Source organism: Paucibacter aquatile, assembly GCF_002885975.1.
GTDB lineage: Bacteria > Pseudomonadota > Gammaproteobacteria > Burkholderiales > Burkholderiaceae_C > Paucibacter_A > Paucibacter_A aquatilis.
The window spans coordinates 1,385,062-1,409,398 of record NZ_POSP01000003.1; the positions used below are offsets into that span (position 1 = coordinate 1,385,062).

The 24,337-nt window shown below is 66.5% G+C and carries 18 protein-coding genes; 6 read left to right on the forward strand and 12 right to left on the reverse strand.

The window, feature by feature from the left end; genetic code table 11:
* Positions 1-1,581: a PH domain-containing protein gene (locus tag C1O66_RS09195; protein WP_165794544.1), complete on the reverse strand. Its 1,581-nt coding sequence runs from the start codon at positions 1,579-1,581 to the stop codon at positions 1-3.
* Positions 1,574-2,080 (reverse strand): PH domain-containing protein, encoded by a 507-nt coding sequence (locus C1O66_RS09200; RefSeq protein WP_102767600.1) that lies wholly within the window; start codon positions 2,078-2,080, stop codon positions 1,574-1,576. The genes C1O66_RS09195 and C1O66_RS09200 overlap by 8 nt, the downstream gene beginning before the upstream one ends.
* Positions 2,081-2,274: 194 nt before the next feature.
* On the opposite strand from C1O66_RS09200, the gene C1O66_RS09205 reads away from it, so the two are divergent.
* Complete coding sequence (locus C1O66_RS09205) at positions 2,275-2,469, forward strand: hypothetical protein (protein WP_102767601.1); 195 nt, start codon at positions 2,275-2,277, stop codon at positions 2,467-2,469.
* Between the two features lie 12 nt (positions 2,470-2,481).
* Here the strand turns inward: C1O66_RS09205 and C1O66_RS09210 are convergent, their stop codons facing one another.
* The 4 genes from C1O66_RS09210 to rsgA form a co-directional block, all read right to left on the reverse strand.
* Positions 2,482-4,746 carry a diguanylate cyclase gene (locus C1O66_RS09210; RefSeq protein WP_133155145.1) on the reverse strand — a complete coding sequence of 755 codons (2,265 nt, stop codon included), beginning with the start codon at positions 4,744-4,746 and terminating at the stop codon, positions 2,482-2,484.
* 80 nt (positions 4,747-4,826) lie between these two features.
* Positions 4,827-7,148, reverse strand: a complete 2,322-nt coding sequence (locus C1O66_RS09215) for a TonB-dependent receptor plug domain-containing protein (protein WP_102767603.1) — start codon at positions 7,146-7,148, stop codon at positions 4,827-4,829.
* Between the two features lie 170 nt (positions 7,149-7,318).
* A complete protein-coding gene (locus tag C1O66_RS09220; RefSeq protein WP_102767604.1) occupies positions 7,319-7,690 on the reverse strand; it encodes a nuclear transport factor 2 family protein in 372 nt (123 codons plus the stop codon).
* A gap of 91 nt (positions 7,691-7,781) precedes the next feature.
* Positions 7,782-8,930, reverse strand: coding sequence for a ribosome small subunit-dependent GTPase A (gene rsgA, locus C1O66_RS09225; RefSeq protein ID WP_165794545.1), 1,149 nt, complete (start codon positions 8,928-8,930; stop codon positions 7,782-7,784).
* Positions 8,931-9,801: 871 nt separating this feature from the next.
* Here rsgA and C1O66_RS09230 point away from each other — a divergent pair.
* Entirely contained in the window at positions 9,802-10,776 is a 975-nt protein-coding gene (locus tag C1O66_RS09230; RefSeq protein WP_102767606.1) for a helix-turn-helix transcriptional regulator, read from the forward strand.
* A 100-nt stretch (positions 10,777-10,876) separates the two neighbouring features.
* Here the strand turns inward: C1O66_RS09230 and C1O66_RS09235 are convergent, their stop codons facing one another.
* Genes C1O66_RS09235 through C1O66_RS09260 form a run of 6 tightly spaced genes read right to left on the reverse strand, consistent with a single transcriptional unit; the run spans position 10,877 to position 18,077 of the window.
* A complete protein-coding gene (locus C1O66_RS09235) occupies positions 10,877-12,052 on the reverse strand; it encodes a BMP family ABC transporter substrate-binding protein (protein ID WP_102767607.1) in 1,176 nt (391 codons plus the stop codon).
* Between the two features lie 57 nt (positions 12,053-12,109).
* Positions 12,110-13,030 carry an ABC transporter permease gene (locus C1O66_RS09240; RefSeq protein WP_102767608.1) on the reverse strand — a complete coding sequence of 307 codons (921 nt, stop codon included), beginning with the start codon at positions 13,028-13,030 and terminating at the stop codon, positions 12,110-12,112.
* A 7-nt stretch (positions 13,031-13,037) separates the two neighbouring features.
* On the reverse strand, positions 13,038-14,117 hold the full coding sequence (locus C1O66_RS09245; protein WP_102767609.1) for an ABC transporter permease: 1,080 nt from the start codon (positions 14,115-14,117) through the stop codon (positions 13,038-13,040).
* Positions 14,104-15,645 (reverse strand): ABC transporter ATP-binding protein, encoded by a 1,542-nt coding sequence (locus C1O66_RS09250; protein ID WP_102767610.1) that lies wholly within the window; start codon positions 15,643-15,645, stop codon positions 14,104-14,106. The genes C1O66_RS09245 and C1O66_RS09250 overlap by 14 nt, the downstream gene beginning before the upstream one ends.
* A gap of 50 nt (positions 15,646-15,695) precedes the next feature.
* Positions 15,696-17,048 (reverse strand): guanine deaminase, encoded by a 1,353-nt coding sequence (gene guaD / locus C1O66_RS09255; protein WP_102767611.1) that lies wholly within the window; start codon positions 17,046-17,048, stop codon positions 15,696-15,698.
* Positions 17,049-17,087: 39 nt separating this feature from the next.
* Complete coding sequence (locus C1O66_RS09260; protein ID WP_102769566.1) at positions 17,088-18,077, reverse strand: LysR family transcriptional regulator; 990 nt, start codon at positions 18,075-18,077, stop codon at positions 17,088-17,090.
* 362 nt (positions 18,078-18,439) lie between these two features.
* On the opposite strand from C1O66_RS09260, the gene xdhA reads away from it, so the two are divergent.
* The 4 genes from xdhA (at position 18,440) to C1O66_RS23640 (ending at position 24,285) form a co-directional block, all read left to right on the forward strand.
* Positions 18,440-19,987, forward strand: a complete 1,548-nt coding sequence (gene xdhA, locus C1O66_RS09265) for a xanthine dehydrogenase small subunit (RefSeq protein ID WP_102767612.1) — start codon at positions 18,440-18,442, stop codon at positions 19,985-19,987.
* A gap of 11 nt (positions 19,988-19,998) precedes the next feature.
* On the forward strand, positions 19,999-22,326 hold the full coding sequence (xdhB, locus tag C1O66_RS09270) for a xanthine dehydrogenase molybdopterin binding subunit (protein ID WP_102769567.1): 2,328 nt from the start codon (positions 19,999-20,001) through the stop codon (positions 22,324-22,326).
* A 575-nt stretch (positions 22,327-22,901) separates the two neighbouring features.
* Complete coding sequence (locus tag C1O66_RS09275; protein ID WP_133155146.1) at positions 22,902-23,375, forward strand: OmpA family protein; 474 nt, start codon at positions 22,902-22,904, stop codon at positions 23,373-23,375.
* A 268-nt stretch (positions 23,376-23,643) separates the two neighbouring features.
* On the forward strand, positions 23,644-24,285 hold the full coding sequence (locus C1O66_RS23640) for a hypothetical protein (RefSeq protein ID WP_133155147.1): 642 nt from the start codon (positions 23,644-23,646) through the stop codon (positions 24,283-24,285).
* The last annotated feature ends 52 nt before the right edge of the window (positions 24,286-24,337 follow it).

The window sequence follows — 24,337 nt, forward strand, 5'->3', positions numbered from 1 at the left end:
TCAGACACGGCGCCAGAGCCGCTGATGCAGCGCATCTGCCTGGGCACGCTCCAGGCAGGGGATGTCCAGCGCCCGCTGCAGTTTGGAGCCGCCCTGGGTGTCGAGCTGCAAGTGCACCAGCCCCAGGCGGCGATCCAGCGCATTGCTGGAAAAGCGCAAGGTCTGCACACGCGAAGCGGCCACGATCACCCAGCGCTGCGTGAACACACCACTGCGGAAGACCAGAACATCGTCGGTCAGCGCATAGGCCGAAAACGCAACCCAGGCGCGTGCGTACAGCCACCCGGCCGTCAGGAGCATGGCGGCGACCGCGGCAATCCCCCACCAGGGCAGCGCCCAGTCCCGCCACAGGCCGGCGGCCAGCAGCAGCACCAGGCCAAGCGGCAGACCCAGGCGCCATTGCCCGTAGAGCAGACGGCGCAAGCTGGGCCGCCCCAGGCGCTGCCACGGCAGCGCAGACCAGCTCAGGCCTGGCAGGCACAGATGCAAGAGCGCCTGGGCTTGCGCCGGCGTCGCCAAAGGCGCCATTTCGCTGAACTGGCCGACTGGCCCCAGCCCTTCACTCTCTTGATGGGCGGTATCGCCCGCCACCGACACCGCCAAACGGCATCGGCCCAGCCGGCGCTGCAGCCAGCTGGCACTGAGCTCCCAGCGCTGCAACCGAGGCAGACGCGCGCCCGCGCGCACCCGGGTGCTGAGGCCATGCGAGGCCAGCAGGCGCTCGCCCTGCAGCTCCAGGCGGAAGCCGTGATACCTCAGCACCGCCAAGACCACCGAAAGCAGGCGCATCAGCAGCAGCACCATCAGCACGGCGCTGAGGCCCAGCATCAGGAGATGCAGCCAGCGGTGGTCTTTCATATCGTCGATGAACAGCCGCCCCAACGCGCGCGCAGGCGCCCCCAGCCACTGGCCGAGCAGACGGCGCGCCTGATCATTGGGCATGACCGCGCCAAAAAAGGCGCCCACCAGCAACATGCCGCCGTTGGAACTCAGGCCCAGCAACACGATCTCGCGCAAAGGCAGGGTCAGCAAGACGCGGGGCGAGTCTGCGTCGACCGATGCGGACTGGCTGGCCTGGATCGGCATCGCTGGCGCGGCTTCGTCGCTGACCTCGGCACGCTGGCCACGCAGAACGGCCTCCAGGCGGGCCGCCTCGGCCAGGCTCAGCACGGCCATCACCGCCTCGGGCTTGCCGCCCGCGGCTGAATCCAGGCGCAGCACGGTCACGCCCAAAAGGCGGTGAAAAAAGTGGCTTTGCTGGCTGATGTTGTGGATTCGCGCAAACGGGATGTGGCGCTGGGTCCGATCCAGCAAGCCTTCGCGCACCAGCAGCTCGCTGCCCAAGACCTGGTAGCTGAAGCTGCGGGTGTGCAAGACCGCCCACAAGGCATACAGGCCCAAGGGACCGATCAACCAGACCGACCACTCCGAATCGCGCTGCCCCAGCAGCAGATAGGCCAGGATGGGCAGCAACAGCTGGCGCGCGACCCCGCCGACGGCAAACAGCCAGGACAGGGGATGCAGGCGGCGCTGCACGGCCGGCCCAGGCTCGCCCGGCGCGCTGTGGCCGGCCTCACTCATGCTCACCCCGATGGCGCGGCAGCAAGCGCTCGCGCAGGCGGTGGGCCAGGGCCTGGGGCAGGCCGTCAATCTGGGTGTGGTGGTCATGCGTGCCGGCCGTGTGCAGGCTCAACGAAGCCATGGCCCAGCGCCGGTCCAGCGGCCCCTGGCTGACATCGAGATGCTGCAAGCGCGCCATCGGCACCCAGATCTCGCTGCGCCACCAGACCCCGTCGTAAAGCACCACGCCCTCCTGCTCGCGCAACTCGGCCCGGTACAGGGCGTGGCGGCGTGCGCCATACCACCAGCCCAGCAAGGCACCCAGCGCCAGCACGGCAAGCCCGATGCCGAGCAGCACCGGGCGGTCGACTGCGTTGCGGCGCAAGCTCAGCAGCAGATGCAGCAGCAACAAGGCGCCACCCGGGATGGCCAGCATGAGCGCGTACTTGAACCGCCAGTAGCGGCCCAGCTCAGGCAAGGTGTCCAAGAGGACGGGCGGAGAAGACAGTTCGTGATCCATGCACAAGGCTCCTGCGCGTGCCGAAGAGGGTGCACACCCTCTGCTCGCTGGCTCGCGTCGCCGCGCATTCTGCCTGCGGACGGTCGCGCCGGGATGCAGCCGATGCCACGCGGCCTGCGGCCCATCGTCTGGCTGCAGCCAGAGCGGCCCGGTGCTGGCTACAGTCAGCCCCCGTCCCCACTGAGGCCGACCGCATGAAACTGCTGCTCTGGTTGATCCTGCTCGTGATCTGCTGGCCCCTGGCCTTGATGGCCTTGCTGCTCTGGCCCCTGGTCTGGCTGATCAGCCTGCCCTTCCGCCTGATCGGCATCAGCGTCGAGGCCGTCTTTGCCCTGCTGCGCGCCCTGCTCTTTCTGCCGGCGCGCCTGCTCGGTCACCGCGACGCCTGATCACACAAGGGATCACACACCCTCAGCCAGGCTGCCCGGCGGCAGATGGTCGCTGCGGCGTTTCTTCATGCCGGCCTTGACCTCGTACATGCGCGCATCCGCCTGGGCGATGCAGGCATGGAGCGACTGCTCGGGCGACTCACGCATGGCATGGCCCAGGGCCGCGCTGGGGCTGACCCAGAAACCCGGCGCCAGCTCGCGGCGGTTGTTCTGGCAGCGCGTTTTCAGCGCCTCCAGCTCGGCCAGCAGGGCCGACTCACGGCGGCGCGGCAGCAGGAACAAGAACTCGTCGCCGCCGATGCGGTAGGCATCGGCCTCGGGCCACTGGGCGCGCACGGTTTCGGCAAAGAGCTGAATCAGCGCATCGCCGGCCGCATGGCCGTGGGCATCGTTGACATGCTTGAGGTTGTTCATGTCCGCCACCACCACGGCCTGCGGGAAGTCTGCCGCCTGAGCCGGCTCGCCATGGTCGGGCCGGTGGCTGAAGTAGTTGCGGTTGTGAAAACCCGTCAGGCTGTCGGTGTAGAGCAGGTGCTCGCGCTCGTGCAGGAACTGGGTCTTGGCGCGTTGCTCGATCAGCTTGCGCACCGTGCGCACGGTCAGCACCAGGATCAAGAGCAGCGCCGCACCCAGCAGAGCCAGCAGCATCAGCAGGCGGCTGTTGGCCTCGTTGCGCAGCGAGGGCACAGACTGGATGCCCAGGTACTTCATCTCCTCGAACTGGATCAGGGGGATGACCTTGTCCATGATGCCGGCCAGCTCGGGTTGGCGGCGGCTGACGCCGAAGTAGATGAAGGAATCCTTGGAGGTGATGCCACGCTTGACCACATCGCCATAGCCCAGGCCATTGATGTAGAACTCGGCCACGGTCGGGTTCTCGATCAGATAGGCCACCTTGCCGTCGCGCACCAGCTGCAGCGATTCGATGATGCTGGCCGTGGTCACGATCTGCGGGTTCTTGAGGTTCTTGCGCAGGTACTCCTCGTGCCAGAAGCCCTCGATCACGGCCACGCGCAGGCCGTCCAGGCCATAGACATCCTGCACCGGCGGGCTGCTCTTGAGGCCGACGATGATGTCGCGCTCATTGCTGATGGCGCGCGGAAAGATGAAATCGGCCAAGCGGTCGTCGGTCTTGGCCATGTTCAGCACATCGACGCGGCCACTGCGCGCCTGATCCATCAGCTGCGCAAACGGCGCACCCACCACCTTGAAACGAATGCCGATGATGTCGCCGATGCGCTGCAAGGTGGCACCGGCAATGCCTTTGTACTGGCCCTTGTCGAAATGGTCGAAGGGCAGGTAGTCCTCGGCCACGCCGACCACGGCCTCGCCGTGCTCATCCAGCCATTTCAGCTCGGCCGGACTCAGGCGCAGCACCTTGCGGTTGTAGCTGCGCGCGGCCTCCTGGGCCAGGGCGCGAATCTGCGCCGGGCGCTGGGCGATGTAGCGATCGATGATCTGGCTCAGCAGCACCCGCTCCTTGGCCACGGCGAAGGTCATGTCCGAGGTGATGGACTTGAGCTCGGCCACCAGGGTCAGGCCTGGGAACTGGTTCAGGAACTCGTATTCGACGCCGCCACCCGAGGTGACGAAGCCATCAACCCGGCCTTCGCTGAGCGCACGCAGGCCAGCGGCCTGGTCGTCAAAGCTGGCAACCTGGAACTTGATATTGGGAAACTCCTTGGGCAGTTGCTCGATCACAAAGTCGGCCGAGAGGAAACCCACTGTCTTGCCGTCCAGATCACCCAGGGTCTGCACGCTCGATTCCTTGCGCGCGAACACGACGTAGGGATAGCGCTGCGCCGCCTGGGTGAAGCGCATGATCTTCTCGCGCTCGGGCGTGGGGTTGGCGCCGTAGAGCACATCGATCTCGCCGCGCAAGAAGCGGCTGTAGGCATCGTCCCAGCCCTTCACATCGGCCGGCACCAGGCGCAGGCCCAGCTGGCTCTGCATGTCCTTGAGCAGCGCCGGCAGCAGGCCCATGCGCTGGCCGCGGAACTCGAAGCTGTCCATCCCGGCGAAGGGATCGAAGCCCACGCTCAGGGAGCGATGGCGGTGCTGGTCGATCCAGACCCGCTCCTCCTCGCTGAGCTGGATCATGGCACTGGCCGCCGTGGCGGCCGGCTGAGGCGAAACCGGCGCGGCATGGGCGCTGGAAACAGCGGCGGCCAGGCCCCAGAAGACCCCAAGCACCCAAACCGGGAAGCGCGTCAACCGCGTCAGTCGCGCCACGCCCAGGCCGACCCAAACCACCAGATGGCTCATGCGTTCACTCAAGGACAGCACCCTCCCGCTGAAGAAGCGGGACCATGCTAGCCGAGAACGCGGGCGGGGCTTCAACCCGAAGTCTTGACCGATCAGATTTTCATTTCCAGGCGCAGCTGCCAGACCGTGTAACTCCGCCCGCCGCCCTCACTGACGACCTGGCGGGTGTCGGTGGTGGTGGTGCTGCCGGTGGTGTAGTCCAGCGGTGCCAGATTGCTGGCCGACAGGCGCAGCTGGGTGTCGCGATCGATGCTCCAGAGCGCAAACGCATCCAGCACCACCTTGCGGCTGCTGCGGGCCTCGGTCAGCAGGTTCTGCTGCACAGTGTTGGCCGGCGTCCAGTTCAGGCCGGCGCCCAGGCTCAGCGGCAGGCTGCGCAGCTTGTAGTCGGCGCCCAGGTTGGCGGTGGCGCGCGGCTGCGGGTCGAGGCGGTTGTTGGGGCCGGGAATGCCGTCCACGCGCGAGCTGAACAGGCTCAGATTGCTGCGCAGATTGACCGGCCAGGCGTCTTCGATGAACTCATCGAGCCGGAACTTGGCTTCCAGTTCCACGCCCATGGTCAGTGCCCGGCCGATATTGGTCGGCTTGGTCACCCAGCGCGGCACCGAGGCCCAGGACACGGTCTCCAAGGTGGTGACATTGCGCATCAGGTCGGTGATGCGGCGGGCAAAGAAGCTGGCACTGAGGATACCGCCCTTGCTCAGGTAGTTCTCGTAGGCGATGTCGATGCCGGTGGCCAGCTCGGGGCGCAGCAGGGGGTTGCCGGCCCGGTCGGGATGGTCCACCTCATTGGCGCCGCAGGACTTGCCGCTCGGGCAGGGGTAGAAGGAATTGATGCTGGGCCGGGCGATCAGGTCCTGCAGATTGGGGCTGCGGTAGCTGCGCGTGAGGCTGGCGCGGATCTGGTCGCGGCTCTTTTCGTTGAACTTCCAGACGCCGTGCAGCAGCGGCGTCCAGACGCTGGCCCGGTGGCTGACGGCGTAATTGGCCGCCGAGCTGCGCGTGGCGATCGTCTCGCCGCGCAAGCCGGCGTAGAAAGACCATTGCTTGCCCACGCTCCACTCGTCCTGGGCGTACAAGGCCACGCGCTGGGTCGAGGCCGAAAGGTCGTCGCCAAAGTCCAGCAGGCCAGGGCAGGCCTCGCCGTCTTGCAGGCAGTTGCGCTCCTGCCGGCGGCGGGTGCCCTCGCCTTCCAGGCCGGCCACCAGGCTGTGTTCGTTTTCCAGCTGGCGAGAGAACTTGCCGTTCAAGCTCCAGCTGCGGTCGCGGCTGTCGGTCGTGTCTTGCTGGATGCGGCTGGCGGCGGGCGTGCCGGTCTTGAACTCCTCGCGCAGGCTGCTCGAATCGCCGCGCCCGGCGCCGGCACCGGCACGCAGCTCCAGGCGGGTTTCCTCGTCGATGCGGTGGCTCCACTGGGTGTTGAAGCGCAGCATCTCCATGGCATTGCGTGAAGCTGTCTGGCTGCGGTCAAAGGTGTTCAGCGCCGGGGTGCTCTCGCCTTCGCGCTGCAGCTGGGCCTGGTTCCATCCCTTGCTGCGCATGGCCATCAGAAAAGGCTGGATGGCCAGGGTGTCGCCGCCGTCCAGGCGCCACTGCAGGCGCGAGGTCAGGTGCAGATGGCGGCGCTGGTCCTCGCTCTGGGTCTCGGTGCGCTGCAGGCTTTGCAGCCCGGTCTTGAGATCACGGCTCAGCGAGCTGGACAGATTGTTGTCGCGGTTCTCGCTCTGCTGCACATTGATGCTGAGGTTGTAGGCGCCGCCCTGATCATCGAGCTTGTCGTTGCGGCTCCAGCTCAGGCTGGGGCTGAAATGGCCGCGCTCCAGGCTCAGGCCCGCGCGCCAGTCGTTCAGGCGCTTTTGCAGCGCCTCGCGCAGCACCACATTGATGGTGCCGGCCACGGCGCGGGCGCCGAACTCGGCCGTGGGCGCGCGCATCACCTCGATGCGCTCCACCTGCTCGGGCGGCAGTTGGTCGAGCGAAAAGCCCGGCGGCATGCGCTCGCCATTGACCAGGATCTGCGTGTAGCCGCCGCCCATGCCGCGCATGCGCACCTCGCCACCGCGGCCGGGGCGGCCGCCGGTGGTGACGCCGGGCAGGCGCTTGAGGGTTTCGCCCACGCTGCTGTCGCCGAAACGGTCGATCTCCTCGCGGGTGATGATGATCTTGGAGGCCGTCGAAGCGCGCCGCACGGCCTCGTCGCTGGGCCCACCGCTGACCTCGACGCGCTGCAGCTGCTCATTGCTCTTGGCCGCAGGCGCCACAGGAAGGCGAGGCTTGGCCGGCGCGCTCGCTGCACTGGCCGGCGCTTCCACACTCTGGGCCAGGGCCATCTGGGTCATGGCCATCAGCGTGACACTCAGCGAGAAGGCGGATGGAGTCGCAAGAAGGCAAGCCAGACGGGGAACAGTTTTCATGGTGAGACCGGGTGGCGCTGCGCGCTCAGCGCGCAAGTTTCGAATCGGCGCGAAGCATGGCACAGCCCGACCGAGCCACCCTTCGCGACGGTCGGCCTTTTAACTTCTTTACCGCCCCGGGGCGAATGCCGCACAAGCCCCCTCCCCCCCTTTCCTCCCCGCCTCTCCTTTCAGAAGGTCTCATTCGGGAAGAAATAGACCTCGGCAATGCGCCCCGCCCGGCAGCGGTAGACCACCATCACCTGCTGCGGCTCGGGGCCGCGGCCGTGCACCCATTCATGGTCGACCACGGTCTGCCCCATGAGCAAGCGCTCGCGCACCTCGGCCTGCACCTGCGGCTGGGCAAACGGCCCCGTGCGATAGCTCTCGCGAAACGCCGCCAGGCCCAGCGTGCGCGGCGCTGCGGCCGGCATGCGCCAGACCTGCACGTCCTCGCTGTAGCAAGCGCAGAAGGCGTCCAGATCCTTGGCGTTGTAGGCCTCCAACTGGGCCTGGGCCAGATCGGCGGGGCTGCGTTCAGGCGTGGTTTCAGGGCTGCTCATGGGTTGCGCTCTCAAGCAAGGATCGGTCAATGAATGAATGAACTGAACGAGGAAACGGGGCCGCAGTGTCCCACGCGGCCCCGGTCGAGCTTCAACCGCGCTTGAGCTTGGTGGCCATGCGGCTGCTCTGCACCATGGCCTTCCACTGCGAGAGCTGATGGCGACGGTCCAGCGGGCTTTGCTGATCGCGCTCGGCCTCGCGCTGCAGCTTGTGAAAGCTCTTCACCCGTGCCGCGCTGAGCTGGCCCACCACCGCGCAGCCCGGCTCGCCGCTGTGGCTGCAGTTGCGAAAGCGGCAGTGCTGGGCGAGCTCGCTGACATCGTCAAAAGCCGCGCGAACCGCCGCCACATCGGCATCGAGCTGCAAGCTGCGCAGGCCCGGCGTGTCGATGATGCAGGCCCCCGCCACACTGGCGCGCAGGCTGCGCGTCGTGGTGGTGTGGCGGCCGCGGCTGTCGTCCAGACGCACTGCACCGGTGAGCTGCTGCCGCCCGTCCTCGGCACACAGCGCATTGCTCAGCGTCGACTTGCCCGCGCCGCTGGAGCCCAGCAGCACCAGGGTCTGGCCGCGGCCCAGCCAAGGGTGCAAGGCGGCGCGGCAAGACTCAGGCTGGCCATCGAGCGCCAACACCTCCAGCACGCTGGTGCCCAGCTGTCGCCCCAGATGCGCGCGCACCTCGGCCAGCCGGCGCTCCAGATCCGGGCACAGATCGGCCTTGCTGAGCACCAGCAGGGCCGGCAGCTCGGCCGCATGCGTCAGCACCAGGTAACGGTCCAGTCGAGCGAGCTTGAAATCATGATCCAGGCCCATCACCAGCAAGGCCAGGTCCACGTTGTTGACCAGAGCCTGGCGAAAGCCCTCGGGGTCGCGCCGGCTCAGGCTGTTGAAGGGCGGCAGCCGCGCCTCGGCCCAGAGCTCGCCCTGGGCGTTCTCGCGCGCCAGCAACCAGTCGCCGACGGCCAGCTGCTCGCCCTGGGCATGCAGGACCTGGATCAAGCCCGGCAACGCCCGCGCCGCACGCAGGCCGGCCGGCGATTGCAGCCGCGCATGGCCGTCTCTTTGCAGCTCGATCAAGCGCCAGGGCTGGGCCGGCGTCGCGCCTGCAGGCAGATCCATGGCTTGCAAGGCCGGCAGGTGGTGTTGCAGTGAAAAGCCCAGGGCTTGCAGCGCGGGCAATTGAGCGTCGAAAAATTGAGCGTTGAAGAATTGGGAAGCGAAGAAGTCTTCGGAGAGTTCCATGATGGGTATGCGTTCTCTTGCGAGTGGCGCATGCGCCTGCGTCCCGTGACCGGTTCGCCTGCAAGCCCTGCTCGCAGCGACACACCGGCCCGAACGCAAGCACAGCGCCGCGGCCCGCGCCCACGCCCCAAGCATGGGTGTGACGGCACAGACCTGTGGACGACAGGTGACTTGTGTGGGAGGGGGGTGAGGCGCGGCGTCGGCGGCGTGCCGGTACGCTGGCAGCCCGGGCGAACAAGGCCGGGCGTATGGACTCAGAACGTCAACTCAGGGCAGCCGGGCTGTTGAACCCGGCATCACCTCAGCGGCGTGAATGAGCGCAGCGCAGGAGTGCAGCCGACGACCGCTGCGCGATGACAAGATCATTTGCAGCCATGGTGGACTCCTTTGCAGTGATGGGTGGAGGATGGAGAGCGATGCAGCGAGCGAGCGAGCACTGCTGCCGCGCAGTGTGGCGGCCCCGGGCGCGCAGCGTCAAGTGCCGATCGCCAGATGGCATTCGAGGCCGCTGGATCTGCGACATGCGCGCCACACATTCCGGCCATCCAAAAGCAAAGGGCCACGCACCCTGAGGTTGTGGCCCTTCTGACTTCCGGACACTCCATGCGGAGCGACGGTTTCCAACGCGCTGGTGACGGGTTCCAGAACTCTGCCCAATCTGCAGCCGGTTTCTCGCCTTGGATGCCCTGCATTGTGCACGCAATCTGTGACAGTGATTTGACGAAAAGCAAAGTCTCTGCACCCCAGATCTCCACGGCATCGCAGCACCCCACTGCCCCCCTGTTTCGCCCGTCCTCTGCTCGGTCGTTCGGGTCAACAAGTCGTCACATCGCCCACTTAAGCTGCGCCGGCAGCCGCTACCGGCACACCCATGGACGACATGCACACCTTTCCCGACTGCCCACCCGCTCTGTCCCCCGAACATGCTGCCGCACTCGCCCCTGCGCTGGGCGGCTTTCCCGCAGCGGCACCGGCTGCGCTGGAAGCGCCCGCACGCAGCGATGAACATGGCGGTTATCTGAACGGCAAACATGTCGAGGCCATCGTGCGCGCGGCCGAGACCGCGCTCGAGGTGCGCCGCCGCTACCAGTTCTTCGTCTGGACGCAGAGCAATCTGCAAATCTTGCTGCCGCACCAGCTGCTCAGCTGCGGCGCCTACCAGCGCCAGCGCCGCGAGCTGCACTTTGAGCTTTTCAACAATGTGGCGGTCGTGCCTGAGCTGCAGCTGGCCCTGAGCGACAACCGAGGCCCACTGTTGCTGCATCTGCAGCAGCGCTGGATCGAGCATCGCTGCAAGCCCCTGCATGTCGACGTGGTCGAGCTGCTGGAGCCCGAGCTGGAGCCCCTGCGTCTGGCCCTGCTGGCCGGCGGCTACAGCAGCCTCTGGGTGCACGGCATCTCGCGCCCGCAGCGCCCGGCCGAGGTGGAGAGCTTCTTTGTGCTGGCCCCGTCGGGCAGCCATGCCCTGGTGGAAGGCTTGCCCTTGCAGTCCATGCTGCTGGAGTTGCTGACCCCCTATCTGCACGGCACCTGGCAGCGCGTGCAAACCGTGGAGCGCGAGATCCACGAGGCGCCGCGCACCGCTGCCGCCCAGGCCCGCCAGACCGGCGCCTGCGGCATCACCGACCGCGAGCGCGAAATCCTGGGCTGGCTGCGTGAAGGCATGAGCAATCTGCAGATCGGCGTCAAGCTGGGCATCAGCGCGCTGACGGTGAAGAACCATGTGCAGAAGATTCTGCGCAAGCTCAATGCCGCCAACCGCGCCCAGGCCGTGGCCCGCGCCATGTCCATGAACCTGCTGGGCCGCTCGCCCAGCGAGGAAGCCGCTGTCCGCGAGGACGACTGAGCCGCGCACTGCAAGAAAGCAAACAAAAAGGGCGTGAACCTCGCTCACGCCCTTTTCTCGTTTGGCCGGCAGCACGCAGCCCCGGCCGGCCAAGCGAGGCTCACTTGCCGCTCGGCACCTTGCCTTCCACGCCCTTGAGGTAGAAGTTGATGCCGGACAGGAATTTGTCGTCGGCCACCTCACCGGCCTTCAGCACTTCCTTGCCGTCCTGGCCGACCAAGGGGCCCTTCCAGATGGTGAAGCTGCCGTCCTTGAGGCCGGCCTTGATCTTGTCGATCTCGGCGCGGGTTTCGGCGGGCACCTTGTCGGAGATGGAGACCAGGTCGATCGCGCCTTCCTTGACGCCCCACCAGGCATGCTTGCCCGGGCCGGCCGCCCAGCTGCCATCCAAGGCCTCACGCACAGCGGCGATGTAGTACGGCGCCCAGTTGATGACGGCCGAGCCCAGATGGGCTTTGGGGCCGTAGGCGGTCATGTCGGAATCCCAGCCGAAGGCCAGCTTGCCGTTCTTCTCGGCCGTCTGCAGCACGGCGCTGGAGTCGGTGTTCTGCATCAGCACGTCGGCGCCGCCGTTGATCAAGGTCTGGGCGGCTTCAGTCTCCTGCGGTGGGTCGAACCACTTGTTGACCCAGACCACCTTGACCTTGATCTTCGGATTGCCGGTCTGCGCGCCCAGGGTGAAGCTGTTGATATTGCGGATCACCTCCGGGATGGGGATGGAGCCCACCACGCCGATCACGCCGCTCTTGCTCATCTTGCCGGCGATCACGCCGGCCATGTAGGCGCCCTCGTAGGTGCGCGAGTCGTAGGTGCGCTGGTTGGCGGCCTGCTTGTAGCCGGTGGCATGCTCGAACTTGACGTTCGGGGCATCGGCCGCGACCTTGAGCATGGGCTCGCCATAGCCAAAGGTGGTGCCGAAGATCAGTTGGTTGCCCTGGCCCACCATATCGCGGAAGACGCGCTCGGCATCGGCCGCCTCGGGCACTTTCTCGACAAAGCTGGTCTGCACACGGTCGCCAAACTCTTTCTCCACCGCTTTGCGGGCGTTGTCATGGGCAAAGGTCCAGCCGCCATCGCCGACCGGGCCGACGTAGGCAAACGCGATCTTCAAAGGCTCGGCCTTGGCGGCGCTGGCCGAGGCCGGTGCCGACGCGGCGGACGGCGCCGGAGCATCCTCCTTCTTGCCGCAGCCGACCAGGGCGGCGCTGAGCAGCAGGCCCGAGCAGGCCGCCAGTTTCAGGGCATGGCGTTTGGGGAGATCAGACGGCGAGGACATGGTGCGCACTCCTTGTGATGAAGCTTCGAAAGAGAGAGGGGGTCAGGAACCGGGGGATCAGGAACCTGGGAAAAACGGCTTGCCCAAGGCAGCCGGCATATTGGCACGAATGAAACCGGGTTTGCTGGAGATCAGCACCAGCACGGCGATCGTGCTGAGGTAGGGCAGCATGCTCAGGAACTGGCTGGCGATCTGCACGCCCTGCCCTTGCAGATGGAACTGCAGCATGGTGACAAAGCCGAACAGATAGGCACCAGCCAGCACACGCGCCGGGCGCCAGGTGGCAAAAGTCGTCAGGGCCAGGGCGATCCAGCCCTTGCCGGCCGTCATGCCCTCCACCCACAGCGGCGTGTAGACCACCGAGAGAAAAGCGCCCGCCAGGCCACACAGCGCCCCACCGGCCACCACCGCCGCCAGGCGGATGCGTCGCACGGGATAACCGAGCGCATGCGCGGACTCGGGCGACTCGCCCACCGCGCGCAGCACCAGGCCGGCGCGCGAGCGATACAGGAACCAGGCCAGGAACAGCGTCAAGGCCATGGCCGCATAGACCAGCGGATGCTGCTTGAACAAGGCCGGGCCGATGAAGGGGATGTCGGCCAGGACCGGGATCTCGAAACTCGGCCGCGGGCCCAGCTTTTCCTGCGTGTAGCGCAGGCCGACAAAGGCCGAGAAGCCGCTGCCGAACAGGCTCAGCGCCAGGCCGGCCGCGTACTGGTTGGTGTTGAGCCAGATCACCAGCAGCCCGAACAAGGCCGCCAGCAGGCCGCCCGCGCCCATGCCGGCGGCAAAGGCCAGCACATCGCTGCCGCTGTGCACGGCGGTGGCATAGCCGGCGATGGCCGCCACCAGCATCAGGCCTTCGGCCCCGAGGTTGACGATGCCGGCCCGTTCGTTGATGAGCAGGCCCAGGGCCGCCAGGGCCAGCAAGGTGCCGGCGTTCAGCGAGGCGGCGATCAGAAGCGCAATGGCGTCCATGGCAGCCTCAAACGCGAGCCGCACCCGAGGCCGGGCGGCGCAGGCGGATGCGGTGGTGGATCAAGGTGTCGCAGGCCAGCAGCGAAAACAGCAGCAGGCCCTGGAACACCCCGGTGATGGACTTGGGCAGGCCCAGGCGCGACTGCGCCAGCTCTCCGCCGATGTAGAACATGCTCATCAAGAGGCCCGAGAACACGATGCCCGCCGGATGCAGGCGGCCAACAAAGGCGACGATGATGGCGGCGAATCCGTAGCCCGCCGGCACATACGGCGTCAGCTGGCCCAGCGGCCCGGCCACCTCCAGCGCGCCAGCCAGACCGGCCATAGCGCCCGAGAGCAGCAAGGCCGTCCAGAGCGCGCGGCTGGACGAAAAGCCGGCATAGCGTGCCGCCGCCGGCGCCATGCCGCCCACCTGCAGGGCAAAGCCGGCGTAGGTGCGGAACAGCAGCAGCCAGAAGGCCAGCACCGAGCCGGTCGCGATCAGCACACCGATGTTCAGGCGCGAGCCCTCCATCAGGCGCGGGATCTTGGTCACGGCCAGAAAGCTGATGCTTTGTGGGAAGTTGTAGCCGCCCGGGTCTTTCCAGGGCCCGTAGACCAGATAGCCGAGCAGCAGATCGGCCACATAGACCAGCATCAGGCTGACCAGAATCTCATTGGCATGAAAGCGCGCGCGCAGCAGCGCCGTGATGCCGGCCCAGGCCATGCCGCCGGCCACGCCCGCGGCCAGGATGGCCAGCACGATCCACCGGCTGCTGTCCGGCCCGGCCTGCATGGCCACCCAGCCGCCGGCCAGGGCGCCGATGATGAACTGGCCCTCGGCGCCGATGTTCCAGACATTGGAACGGAAGCACACCGCCAGGCCCAGGGCGATCAGCACCAGGGGCGTGGCCTTGAGGCCCAGCTCGCTCCAGGCATAGGCCGAGCGAATCGGCTCCCAGAAGAACATCTGCAGGCCACGCAGCGGGTCCTTGCCCAGCAGCAAAAAGAGGCCGACGCCGAGCAGCACCGTCAGGCCCAGGGCCAGCAGCGGTGAAGCCAGGGACATCAGCTTGGAAGGCTGGGGGCGGGCCTCAAGCCGGAACATGCGCACCTCCTCCGCCTGCTTCTCGCGAGCCCTCGCGGCCCCAGAGCCCGCTCATCCATTCGCCGATTTGCGCCCGGCTGGTCTCGGCCACCGGCACGGCCGGCGACAGCCGTCCCTGAGCCATGACGGCCAGGCGGTCAGAGAGTTCAAACAATTCGTCCAGCTCCTCGCTGATCACCAAAATCGCACAACCGGCATCGCGCAGGCGCAGCAGTTCGGCGCGGATCTGCGCCGCCGCGCCCACATCGACACCCCAGGTCGGCTGCGCGATCAGCAGGACCTTGGGCGCCGCATCGATCTCGCGGCCGACGATGAATTTCTGCAAATTGCCGCCCGAGAGGCTGCGCGCCGCTGCCCCGGCGCCGCCGGCGCGCACCTGGTAGCGGGAGATCAAATGCTGGGCCAGGCGCTGCACCTGGGCCTGGCGCAGCCAACCCCAGCGCGTGACGGCCTCGGTGCGGGTGAGCAAGGTGTTCTGCGCCAGCGAAAGCTCGGGCACAGCGCCACGGCCCAGGCGCTCCTCGGGCACGAAATGCAGGCCCATGCGGCGGCGGCGGCGCGGGCTGGCGCGGGCGATGTCGCTGCCGAAAAGCTGCACGCTGCCACGCGGCGCGCGCGGGTCTTCGCCGCTCAGCGCCGCCAGCAGCTCCTGCTGGCCATTGCCCGAGACGCCCGCCACGCCGAGGATCTCGCCGGCGTGCAGGCGCAGGCCCACATCGACCAGGGTGCTGCCAAAGGGCTGGGCCTTGGCCAGGCTCAGGCGCTGCACCTCCAGCGCCAGCGCGCCGGCCTTGGCCGCCCGGCTGGGCAGGGCCGGCGGCTCGGCACCGATCATCAGGCGCGAGAGCTCGGCGCTGCTTTGAGTGCGTGGGTCCACCTCGCCGGTCACCCGGCCGGCGCGCAGCACCGTGCAATGGCTGCACAGGGCACGGATTTCGTCCAGCTTGTGGCTGATGTAGAGGATGGCGCAGCCCTGGGCGGCCAGCTGGCGCAGGGTGGCAAAGAGCTGCTCGACGGCGCGCGGGGTCAGCACCGAGGTCGGCTCATCCAGGATGAGCAGTTGCGGCTCGGTGAGCAGCGCGCGCAAGATCTCCACCCGCTGCCGCTCGCCCACCGAGAGCGAATGCACCGGCCGCGACGGATCCACCTCCAGGCCATAGCTGGCCGAAAGCTGCTGCATGCGGGTGATCACCTCGGCCAGGCTGAAGGCCTTGTCCAGGCCCAGCCAGACGTTCTCGGCCGCCGTCAGCGTGTCAAACAGCGAGAAGTGCTGGTAGACCATGCTGATGCCCAGGGCCCGGGCCTGGGCCGGGCTTTTCAGGCGCACGGGCTGGCCGTTCCAGAGCATCTGGCCGGCGTCGGGCTGAACGGCGCCGTAGATGATCTTCATCAGCGTGGACTTGCCGGCGCCGTTCTCGCCCAGCACCGCATGGATCTGGCCGGGCTGCACCGACAGGCTGATGTCGTCATTGGCCTTGACGGCCGGGTATTGCTTGCTGATGCCGGTGAGTGCGAGTCGCAAAGTCATGGGGTCGTCAATCCGGCTGGCGCAAGTCAATCAATCAAAAACAAAGAAGTCTATGAATCCCGCTGGTGGCGGCACTGGCCGGCCACATAGCAGCTGTGCAGATTGCGCTCGTCGGACAAACTCATCCAGGCGAACACGCGTTCATGCAAAGCTTGAGGCTCATGGCCGGGCGCCACCCGCTCGTCGCGTGCCTGGGCCACCGGGCCACGGGCCCAATCCCAGACGCAAACGTCCGCCAGTGTACCGAGGCCAAAGTGGCCCACTTCCTGCTGCAAACCCAGGGCTTCCGCAGCACCGCGGGTGGCGGCGTGCAAAGCCACCCAGGCGCTCAGGCGCTGGCCCGACAAAGCCTGGATCTTGTAGGCATCCAGCAGATTGCGCTGCATGGACAAGCTCGTGCCGCCGCCCACATCGCTGGCCATGCTGACACCCAGGCCGCTGGCCCGCGCCGCCGGCCAGTCAAAGAGGCCGCTGCCCAGGAAGAGATTGCTGGACGGGCTGTGCGCCACCTGCCCGCCGCGCGCGGCCAGCAGTTGCCGGTCGGTCTCGTCCAGCCAGATGCCGTGGGCCAGGATGGCGCGCTCATGCAGCAGGCCGACGCGCTCGTAGACATCGAGATAGCTGCGCGCCTCGGGGAAGAGCTCGGTCACCCAGCGCACCTCCTCGCGGTTTTCGGCCACATGGGTTTGCATGTAGAGCGAAGCATCGGCGCGGCACAAGGCGCCGGCCATGGCCAGCTGGGCCGGGCTGCTGGTGGGGGCGAAACGCGGGGTCACGGCGTAAGCCAGGCGGCCCTTGCCATGCCAGCGCTGGATCAGATCGATGCAATCGCGCTCGGCGCCGGCCACATCGTCCAGCAGCTCGGGCGGCGCGTGGCGGTCCATCAGCACCTTGCCGGTGATCAGGCGCATGCCGCGCGCCTCGGCCGCGGCGAACAAGGCCTCGGCCGAGCCCTTGTGCACGGTCGGAAACACCACGGCCGAGGTGCTGCCGTGGGCCAGCAGCGCATCCAGAAAACGTGCCGCACCGGCCGCCGCCACGGCCGGGTCGGCATAGCGGCGCTCGGCCGGGAAGGTGTAGCGGTTGAGCCAGTCCAGCAGCTCGGCGCCGTAGGAGGCGATCACATCCAGCTGCGGGCAGTGCACATGGGTGTCGATGAAGCCGGGCAGGATCAGGCGGCCGCGGCGGTCCACCTGCTGCCAGCTGGCGTCGGGCTCGCTCGGCTGGGTGCCGGCGATGCGGCCGGCCTCGTCGATCAGCAGCCAGTGGTCGGGCTGGAAACGCACGGCCGGGCTGTCCAGCTGGCCCCAGTCGGGCTGGGCAGTGAAGTCCAGCAGATCGCCGCGCAGGGCGAGCTTGCGGCCGGGGCCGGTGGAGGGGGTCGAAGGGTTCAAATCGGGCATGGGAAGAATCAAAAATTGGGGTTCGGGCGCATCGCCGCATCAAGTGGCTTCAGCGGCCTTCTTGGCGACCGCACTGCGAGCGAGTTCACGCGCCACCTCCCGCACCTGCTCGCGCAGCCAGCGCTGGGCGGCGGCTTGGTGCGAGAGCGCATGCCAGAGCTGGTAATAGCTCAGCCGCGGAAACGCCACCGGGCAGCGCAGCACCGCCACCGGCAGGCTGGCCAGGTAGCGGCTGCAGAACTGGCGGCCGGTGGTCAGCACCAGGGAGCTGCGCGCCACCATCAGCGGCAGCTGGCCGAAATGAGCGCTGCGCACGGCGATCTGGCGGCTCAGGCCCTGCTCGGCCAGATGCTGGTCGATCACGCCAGGCTGGCCGGCCGACAGCGGCATGGGCGCCAGATGCTGGCTGTCCAGATAGCGCTGCACCGTCCAGTCCTTGGGCCGCAGCTTGAGCAAAGGGTGATCTCGCGCCACCAGGCAGACCACCTCGTCGCTGAACAAGCGTCCCAGGTGCAGCTCCTCCGGCGGGCGCAGCCAGTTGCCGATGACCAGATCGATCTGGCCGCTGGCCAGGCCGCGGCGGTAATCGAACTCGGCCGAAAGCGGCTGCAAGTCCAGGCGCAGGCCCGGCGACAGGCGCTGCAGGCGCGCCACCAGCTCGGGCAGAAACAGCGGGTCGAGGTAATCGCTGGCGGCGATGCGCAGGTTCAGCTCGGCACTGGCCGGGTCAAAACCAGCGCCGCGGCTGCTGCGCTGGGGCGCGCCGAACAGCCGGGCCGCGTCCTGCAGCAGGCGCTGGGCCGGCTCCAGCAGCTCCAGCGCCGTGGCCGTGGGCCGCATTCCGGCGCCGCTGCGCACCAGCAGCGCATCGCCCGTGAGCGCACGCAGGCGCCGCAGCTGGGCGCTGACGGCCGGCTGCGTGCTGTGCAGGCGCAGGGCTGCCTTCGAGACGCTTTGCTCGCTGATCACGGTATGCAAGACTCGCACGAGTTGAAGCTCGATCTTGTCGAAATCGGCGCGCAAGTTCATGCCTGGCTGCATATAGTGGTCATGTGAGAGATCGTATAGGGAAGAGGGGGTGAGGAGATACCGTTCTTGGTTGATGTGGCGATGGGAGGAGTGAACGAGTGAACAGGTGAACGGGTGAACAAGGCACCAGCTTCGACGACAGATCTCCTCCGACTCACCCATTCACGTGTTCACCAGTTCACCCCATTCACCTGTTCACACGTTCGGTTGATGTGGCGATGGAAGGAGTGAACGAGTGAACAAGTGAACGGGTGAGCAAGACACCAGCTTCGACGACAGTCCACCTCCGACTCACGATTCACCCATTCACCCATTCACCCATTCACCTGTTCACCTGTTCACCCCCAGCCACCTCCCCCGCCATGCCCCACCACACCCGCCCCATCCGCTTTTTCCACCGCGGCCAGATCCAGGCCGTGGACGGCCTGGCGCCGACCACCACCGTGCTGGGCTATCTGCGCGAACATGCCCAGCCCCATTGCAGCGGCACCAAGGAAGGCTGCGCCGAGGGCGACTGCGGCGCCTGCACCGTGCTGCTCGGTGAACTCGATGCGTCGGGCCAGATGCAGCTTCGCAATGTCAACGCCTGCACCCAGTTGCTGCCCACGCTGGACGGCCAGGCCTTGTGGACCGTGGAAGACCTGGGCAGCGCCGAGGCACTGAACCCGGTGCAACAAGCCCTGGTGGACTGCCATGCCTCGCAGTGCGGCTTCTGCACGCCGGGTTTTGCCATGAGCTTGCAGGCCTGCTACGAGCGCCACTGCCAGAGCGGCAGCCGGCCCGACCGCCAGGAGCTGGCCGACGCCCTGGCCGGCAACCTCTGCCGCTGCACCGGCTACCGGCCCCTGCTGGACGCGGGCCAGCGCATGTTCGAGCTGCCCCAGCAAACCCTGGACCTGGCGCCCGCCCGCGCCGCCCTGCACCGCCTGCAGCAAGACCCGCCCCTGCACTACGCCGCCGCCCAGCCGGCCATCCCGGGCCGCCTTGACCAGTTCCACGCCCCGCGCAGCCTGGCCGAGCTGGCCGCGCTGCGCGAGGCCAAGCCGCAGGCGCGCCTGCTGGCCGGCTCCACCGACATCGGCCTCTGGGTCAACAAACGCTTCCGTGACCTGGGCGACGTGATTTATCTCGGCGCCGTGGCCGAGCTCAAGGCCATCCGGCCCGAGCCCTTCGACGGGCAACCGGGCCTGTGGATCGGCGCCGGCGCCAGCCTCGAGGCCGCCTGGAGCGCCCTGAGCGCCGCCGTGCCGCCGCTGCGCGAGCTCTGGCTGCGCTTTGCCTCGCCGCCGGTGCGTCAGGCCGGCACCCTGGGCGGCAATATCGCCAACGGCTCGCCCATTGGCGACGGCGCCCCGGCCCTGATCGCCCTGGGCGCGCAGATCGTGCTGCGCCGCGGCAGCCAGCAGCGCCGCCTGGCCCTGGAAGACTTCTACCTCGGCTACATGCAAAACGCGCTGCAGCCCGGTGAGTTTGTCGAGGCCATGCACCTGCCCCTGCCCGGCCCAACCCAGCGCATCCGCGCCTACAAGATCGCCAAGCGCTACGACAGCGACATCTCGGCCGTCTGCGCAGCCCTGAGCCTGCGCCTGGACGAGGCGGGCCGCGTGCAAGAGGCGCGCCTGGCTTTCGGCGGCATGGCCGCCATCGTGCGGCGCAGCGCGCCGGCCGAGCAGGCTTTGCTGGGCCAGAGCTGGAACGACGAAGCCGCCCTGCAAGCGGCCCAGGCCGCCCTGGCGCTGGATTTCCAGCCCTTGAGCGATATGCGCGCCAGCGCCGACTACCGGCTGCAGGTGGCGCAAAACCTCCTACGCCGCTTCTGGCTGGAGACCCGGCCCGACGCCCCCCTGCCCGCCGCCAGCCTCAGCGTCTGGCAGGCCGTGCGCTTCAGCGATGCGGAGCAGGCGCGATGAGCAGCACAGCCATGAACCACACCTCCGCCCCAACCCTGCCCAGCCCGCACACCGTGGGCCGCAGCCATGCGCACGAGTCGGCCGCCCTGCATGTCAGCGGCGAAGCGATTTACACCGATGACATTCCCGAGGCCGAGGGCACGCTGCACGCCGCCCTGGGCCTCTCGCCCATCGCCCATGGCCGCATCGTCGCCATCGACCTGGCCCTGCTGCGCGCCCAACCCGGCGTGCAGCTGGTGCTGACGGCCGAAGACATCCCCGGCGAAAACAACTGCGGCCCCCTGCTGCATGACGACCCCATCCTCGCCGCGGGCGAGGTGCGTTATGTCGGCCAGCCGGTGTTTGCCATCATCGCCAGCAGCCGCGAGCTGGCCCGCCGCGCCGCCGCCCTGGCCGGCCAAGCACTCAAGATCGAGCCCCTGCCCGCCGTGCTGACCGCGCTGGAGGCCCATGCCGCCGGCCAGTATGTGGTGCCGCCCATGCACCTGAACCGCGGCGATGCGGCCACGGCCCTGGCACAAGCGCCGCAGCGCCTGCAAGGCAGCTGGTCGGTGGGCGGGCAGGAGCAGTTCTATCTGGAAGGCCAGATCAGCTACGCCCTGCCCCAGGAAAACCGCGGCCTGCTGGTCCATTGCTCGACCCAGCACCCCAGCGAGATGCAACAGCTGATCAGCCACGCCCTGGGCTGGGCCAGCCACCAGGTGCAGGTGCAATGCCGGCGCATGGGCGGCGGCTTCGGCGGCAAGGAGTCGCAATCGGCCCTGTTCGCCTGCGTGGCCGGCCTGGCCGCCAGCCGCCTGCGCCGCCCGGTCAAGCTGCGCCTGGACCGCGACGACGATTTCATGATCACCGGCCGCCGCCACGGTTTCGACTACCGCTGGGACGTGGGCTTTGATCAAGAGGGACACATCCTCGGCGCCGAGGTGGAGCTGATCTCCAACTGCGGCCACTCGGCCGACCTCTCGGCCCCGGTGATGACGCGGGCGCTCTGCCATTTCGACAACGCCTACTGGCTGCCTCATGTGGCCCTGCACGGCTTTTGCGCCCGCACCAACACGCAGAGCAACACCGCCTTCCGCGGCTTTGGCGGGCCCCAGGGCGCACTGGCCGTGGAGATGATTCTGGACTCCATCGCCCGCCGCCTGGGCCTGGACCCGCTGCTCGTGCGGCAGCGCAATTTCTACCGCGACGCAGGCGAGCGCAACCTCACGCCCTACGGCCAGACCGTGGAAGACAACCAGTTGCAGCCCCTGACCGATCAGCTGGTCGAGAGCAGCCGCTACCACGCCCGCCGCGCCGAAATTGCGGCCTTCAACGCCGCCAGCCCGGTACTGAAAAAAGGCCTGGCCCTGACACCGCTGAAATTCGGCATCAGCTTCAATGTCGTGCACCTGAACCAGGCGGGGGCCCTGGTGCATGTCTACACCGACGGCTCGGTGCTGGTGAACCACGGCGGCACCGAGATGGGCCAGGGCCTGAACACCAAGGTGGCGCAGGTGGTGGCCGAAGAGCTGGGCCTGAGCCTGGCACGCGTGCGCTGCAGCGCCACCGACACCCAGAAAGTGGCCAACACCTCGGCCACCGCCGCCTCCACCGGCAGCGACCTCAACGGCAAGGCCGCGCAAGACGCCGCCCGCCAGATCCGCCTGCGCCTGCAGCCCCTGGCCGCCCAGCTGCTGGGTTGCACGGAAGCGGAGCTGCGCTTTGCCGGTGACCATGTGCAGGGTGCAGGCGACAGCCGGATGCCCTTCACTGAACTGGTGGCCAAGGCATACCTGCAGCGCATCCAGCTCTGGAGCGATGGTTTCTATGCCACCCCCGGCCTGCACTGGGACCGCGCCCGCCTGCAGGGCAAGCCGTTTTACTACTTCGCCTACGGCGCGGCCGTGGCCGAGGTGCTGGTGGACACCCTCACGGGAGAGAGCCGCGTCACCCGCGCCGATGTGCTGCACGACGCCGGCCGCTCGCTCAACCCCGCTCTGGACATCGGCCAGGTCGAAGGCGCCTTCGTTCAAGGCCTGGGCTGGCTGACCATGGAAGAGCTGGTCTGGCACCCCAAGACCGGCGCCCTCAGCACCCACGCCCCCAGCACCTACAAAATCCCCACCGCCAACGACAGCCCGCCCGACTTCCGCGTCGCGCTGTACGCCCAAGCCAACGCGGCCGACAGCATCCACCGATCCAAGGCCGTGGGTGAGCCGCCCCTTCTATTGCCGTTCTCGGTGTTGCTGGCGATCAAGGATGCGATTGCTGCGGCCGGGCCGGTGGGCTGTGATCCGGAGCTGAGGGCGCCGGCGACGGCGGAGGCGGTGCTGAGGGCGGTGGGTGGGGTGATGTGAGGCTGTTGATGAATGACAGCCCTGGAGTCGGCGGAAAGGCCGAGCTCAAACTCGTGCCCGCATCACAGCATGCGCCAACTGGGTTCAGCACATTCCCAAGCAGAACCGCCTGCTGGGGCGTTGGTGAGGTCGGGAACGGGCGCGCTGGGTTCAAGTCATGCTTTCAGCTCGACATGCCCAACCCATCAAGCGATGCAAGTCTCGCCAAGCATTCCCGGAGAGTGGTCACCGCGTCCACAGTGCTGCAAAGCAACTGCTCGCATCACACTTGAAAGCGAAGAAAGCACGACCCCAACTGTTCGCATACTGGCAAGTAAAGCCGAGCGACGCCGCACGAGTTGGGTCGCGGAAGCACTGAACTTCACCCGTACATAATCGGCGTCATGTCAGTCAGGGTTTCGAAGTCAGCCCTCATTGCCAGAAGGGACTGCAATCCACAGGAGTGGCTGTGGCCACGCTCTAAAAAGCACTTCTGCCGCTAGCTTCTACATGCGGCTAGTGTCCCGACGTTCGACCTTAGACACATGCCAACTATGTCGCGTACCACCTGGCTCCCGCAGCGACGACGTGATCGCTTGAAGCGCAGCCTGCTTGGGGTCATTGCATTTCTAGCAATGCTTCTGCCGACCTATGTTCGCGCATGGGTGCCGACGCCAATTGTGAACGGCGAGGTCATCAGCTTCGATGAGGGGTCGTCCATCCCAAGTGACGCGGAGCGCATCCGGATTGCGAGCCACCTCCCACTGATAAACGCCATTTATCTCGATGTCATCGTTGTGGTCGCCTACTACGATCTGAACAGCGAGGGTCAATCGGCGATGGCACTCGCTCGCGCTGAGTCAATAAAGCAATTTCTCATGGAAATCGGTGTTCCGAGCACCAGGGTCTATACGGAAACAAAAGCTCTGAAATCAATCAAATCGCTGGCCCCATCTACTCGCCCCAAGCCTGGATCTGTCGAGTTCGAGTATGCGGGTCAATGCATCAACAGAACTGTTTGTGAACAAGAGTGTCCGGGCGGCAAATGCAAGGGACTTGACCAAAGGTAGGCCCAACGGAGCCATTACATTTCAGAGTGAATTCGGGGCAAGTCTTAAATCTAAGGGCAAGACCTGCACCTCCACAGACTTGAGTTACCAGACATTCAAACAAGCAAGAATGGACGTTTGGGGTTAAGCCCGAATCCTGGCGCGGAAATTAGATGGAGCGACGGGGACTTAATATTTGATAATTGACCCCAAATTCAGACCCCACATCCATTACCCCATACTCCTTAGATAATTCTTCAATTATTGACGCTGAAATAAAAATTTCGACATGAAAAATTTTGTGCTCGCGATATTTTCTCGATCTTGTCAGTCTACTTTTTTCTTAATCATTGGACTGTTTGCAAGTTATTCAGCCAATGCCAATGAGGCCGTTAATTCTGATGAAATAGGGAATTGCCTAACCAAGAACTCTCTCCCTTCTTGTGATCGTCATGTCAGCGATCCAGACGGCTCCGTTCGGCTGAAACAAATAATTCAAGGAGCCGCCATCTCGATGTGCAATGAGGATGCAGTGGCTCGTCATTTCGGCGAAGGGATCATTGAATTGATTGGCCTCAGCAAACAAATTGAATTATCCCCGATTGACCGCTCCCGGAAAAATGAGATTTTAAAGGCTGGCGGATTAGACGCAATTGCCTTAGAGTCCGCGCCAAATGGACGAAACAAGAGCCGACGATGCGGACTGAGTCTCACGTTGAGTAGATTCTTCATTGACGGCGACGTGCAAATTCAGAAGATTGATGTCGAGCGTTTAACAAAGCTTTGCGAGGTCGCAGAATCATGGCGCGATCTGCATGGCGGTTATTTTGAATGGTTTGGACTTTGTGATTCGCCGAACCATAAATCAAAGGTTACTTTTGCTTTCCGCAATAGAAAGCTGCTAAACACATCATTGGTCACGGAGGAATAGGAATTCGCGGGGGCGTGAGGGGAATTCGGGGTCGGAAATTCCGAATTCGCGT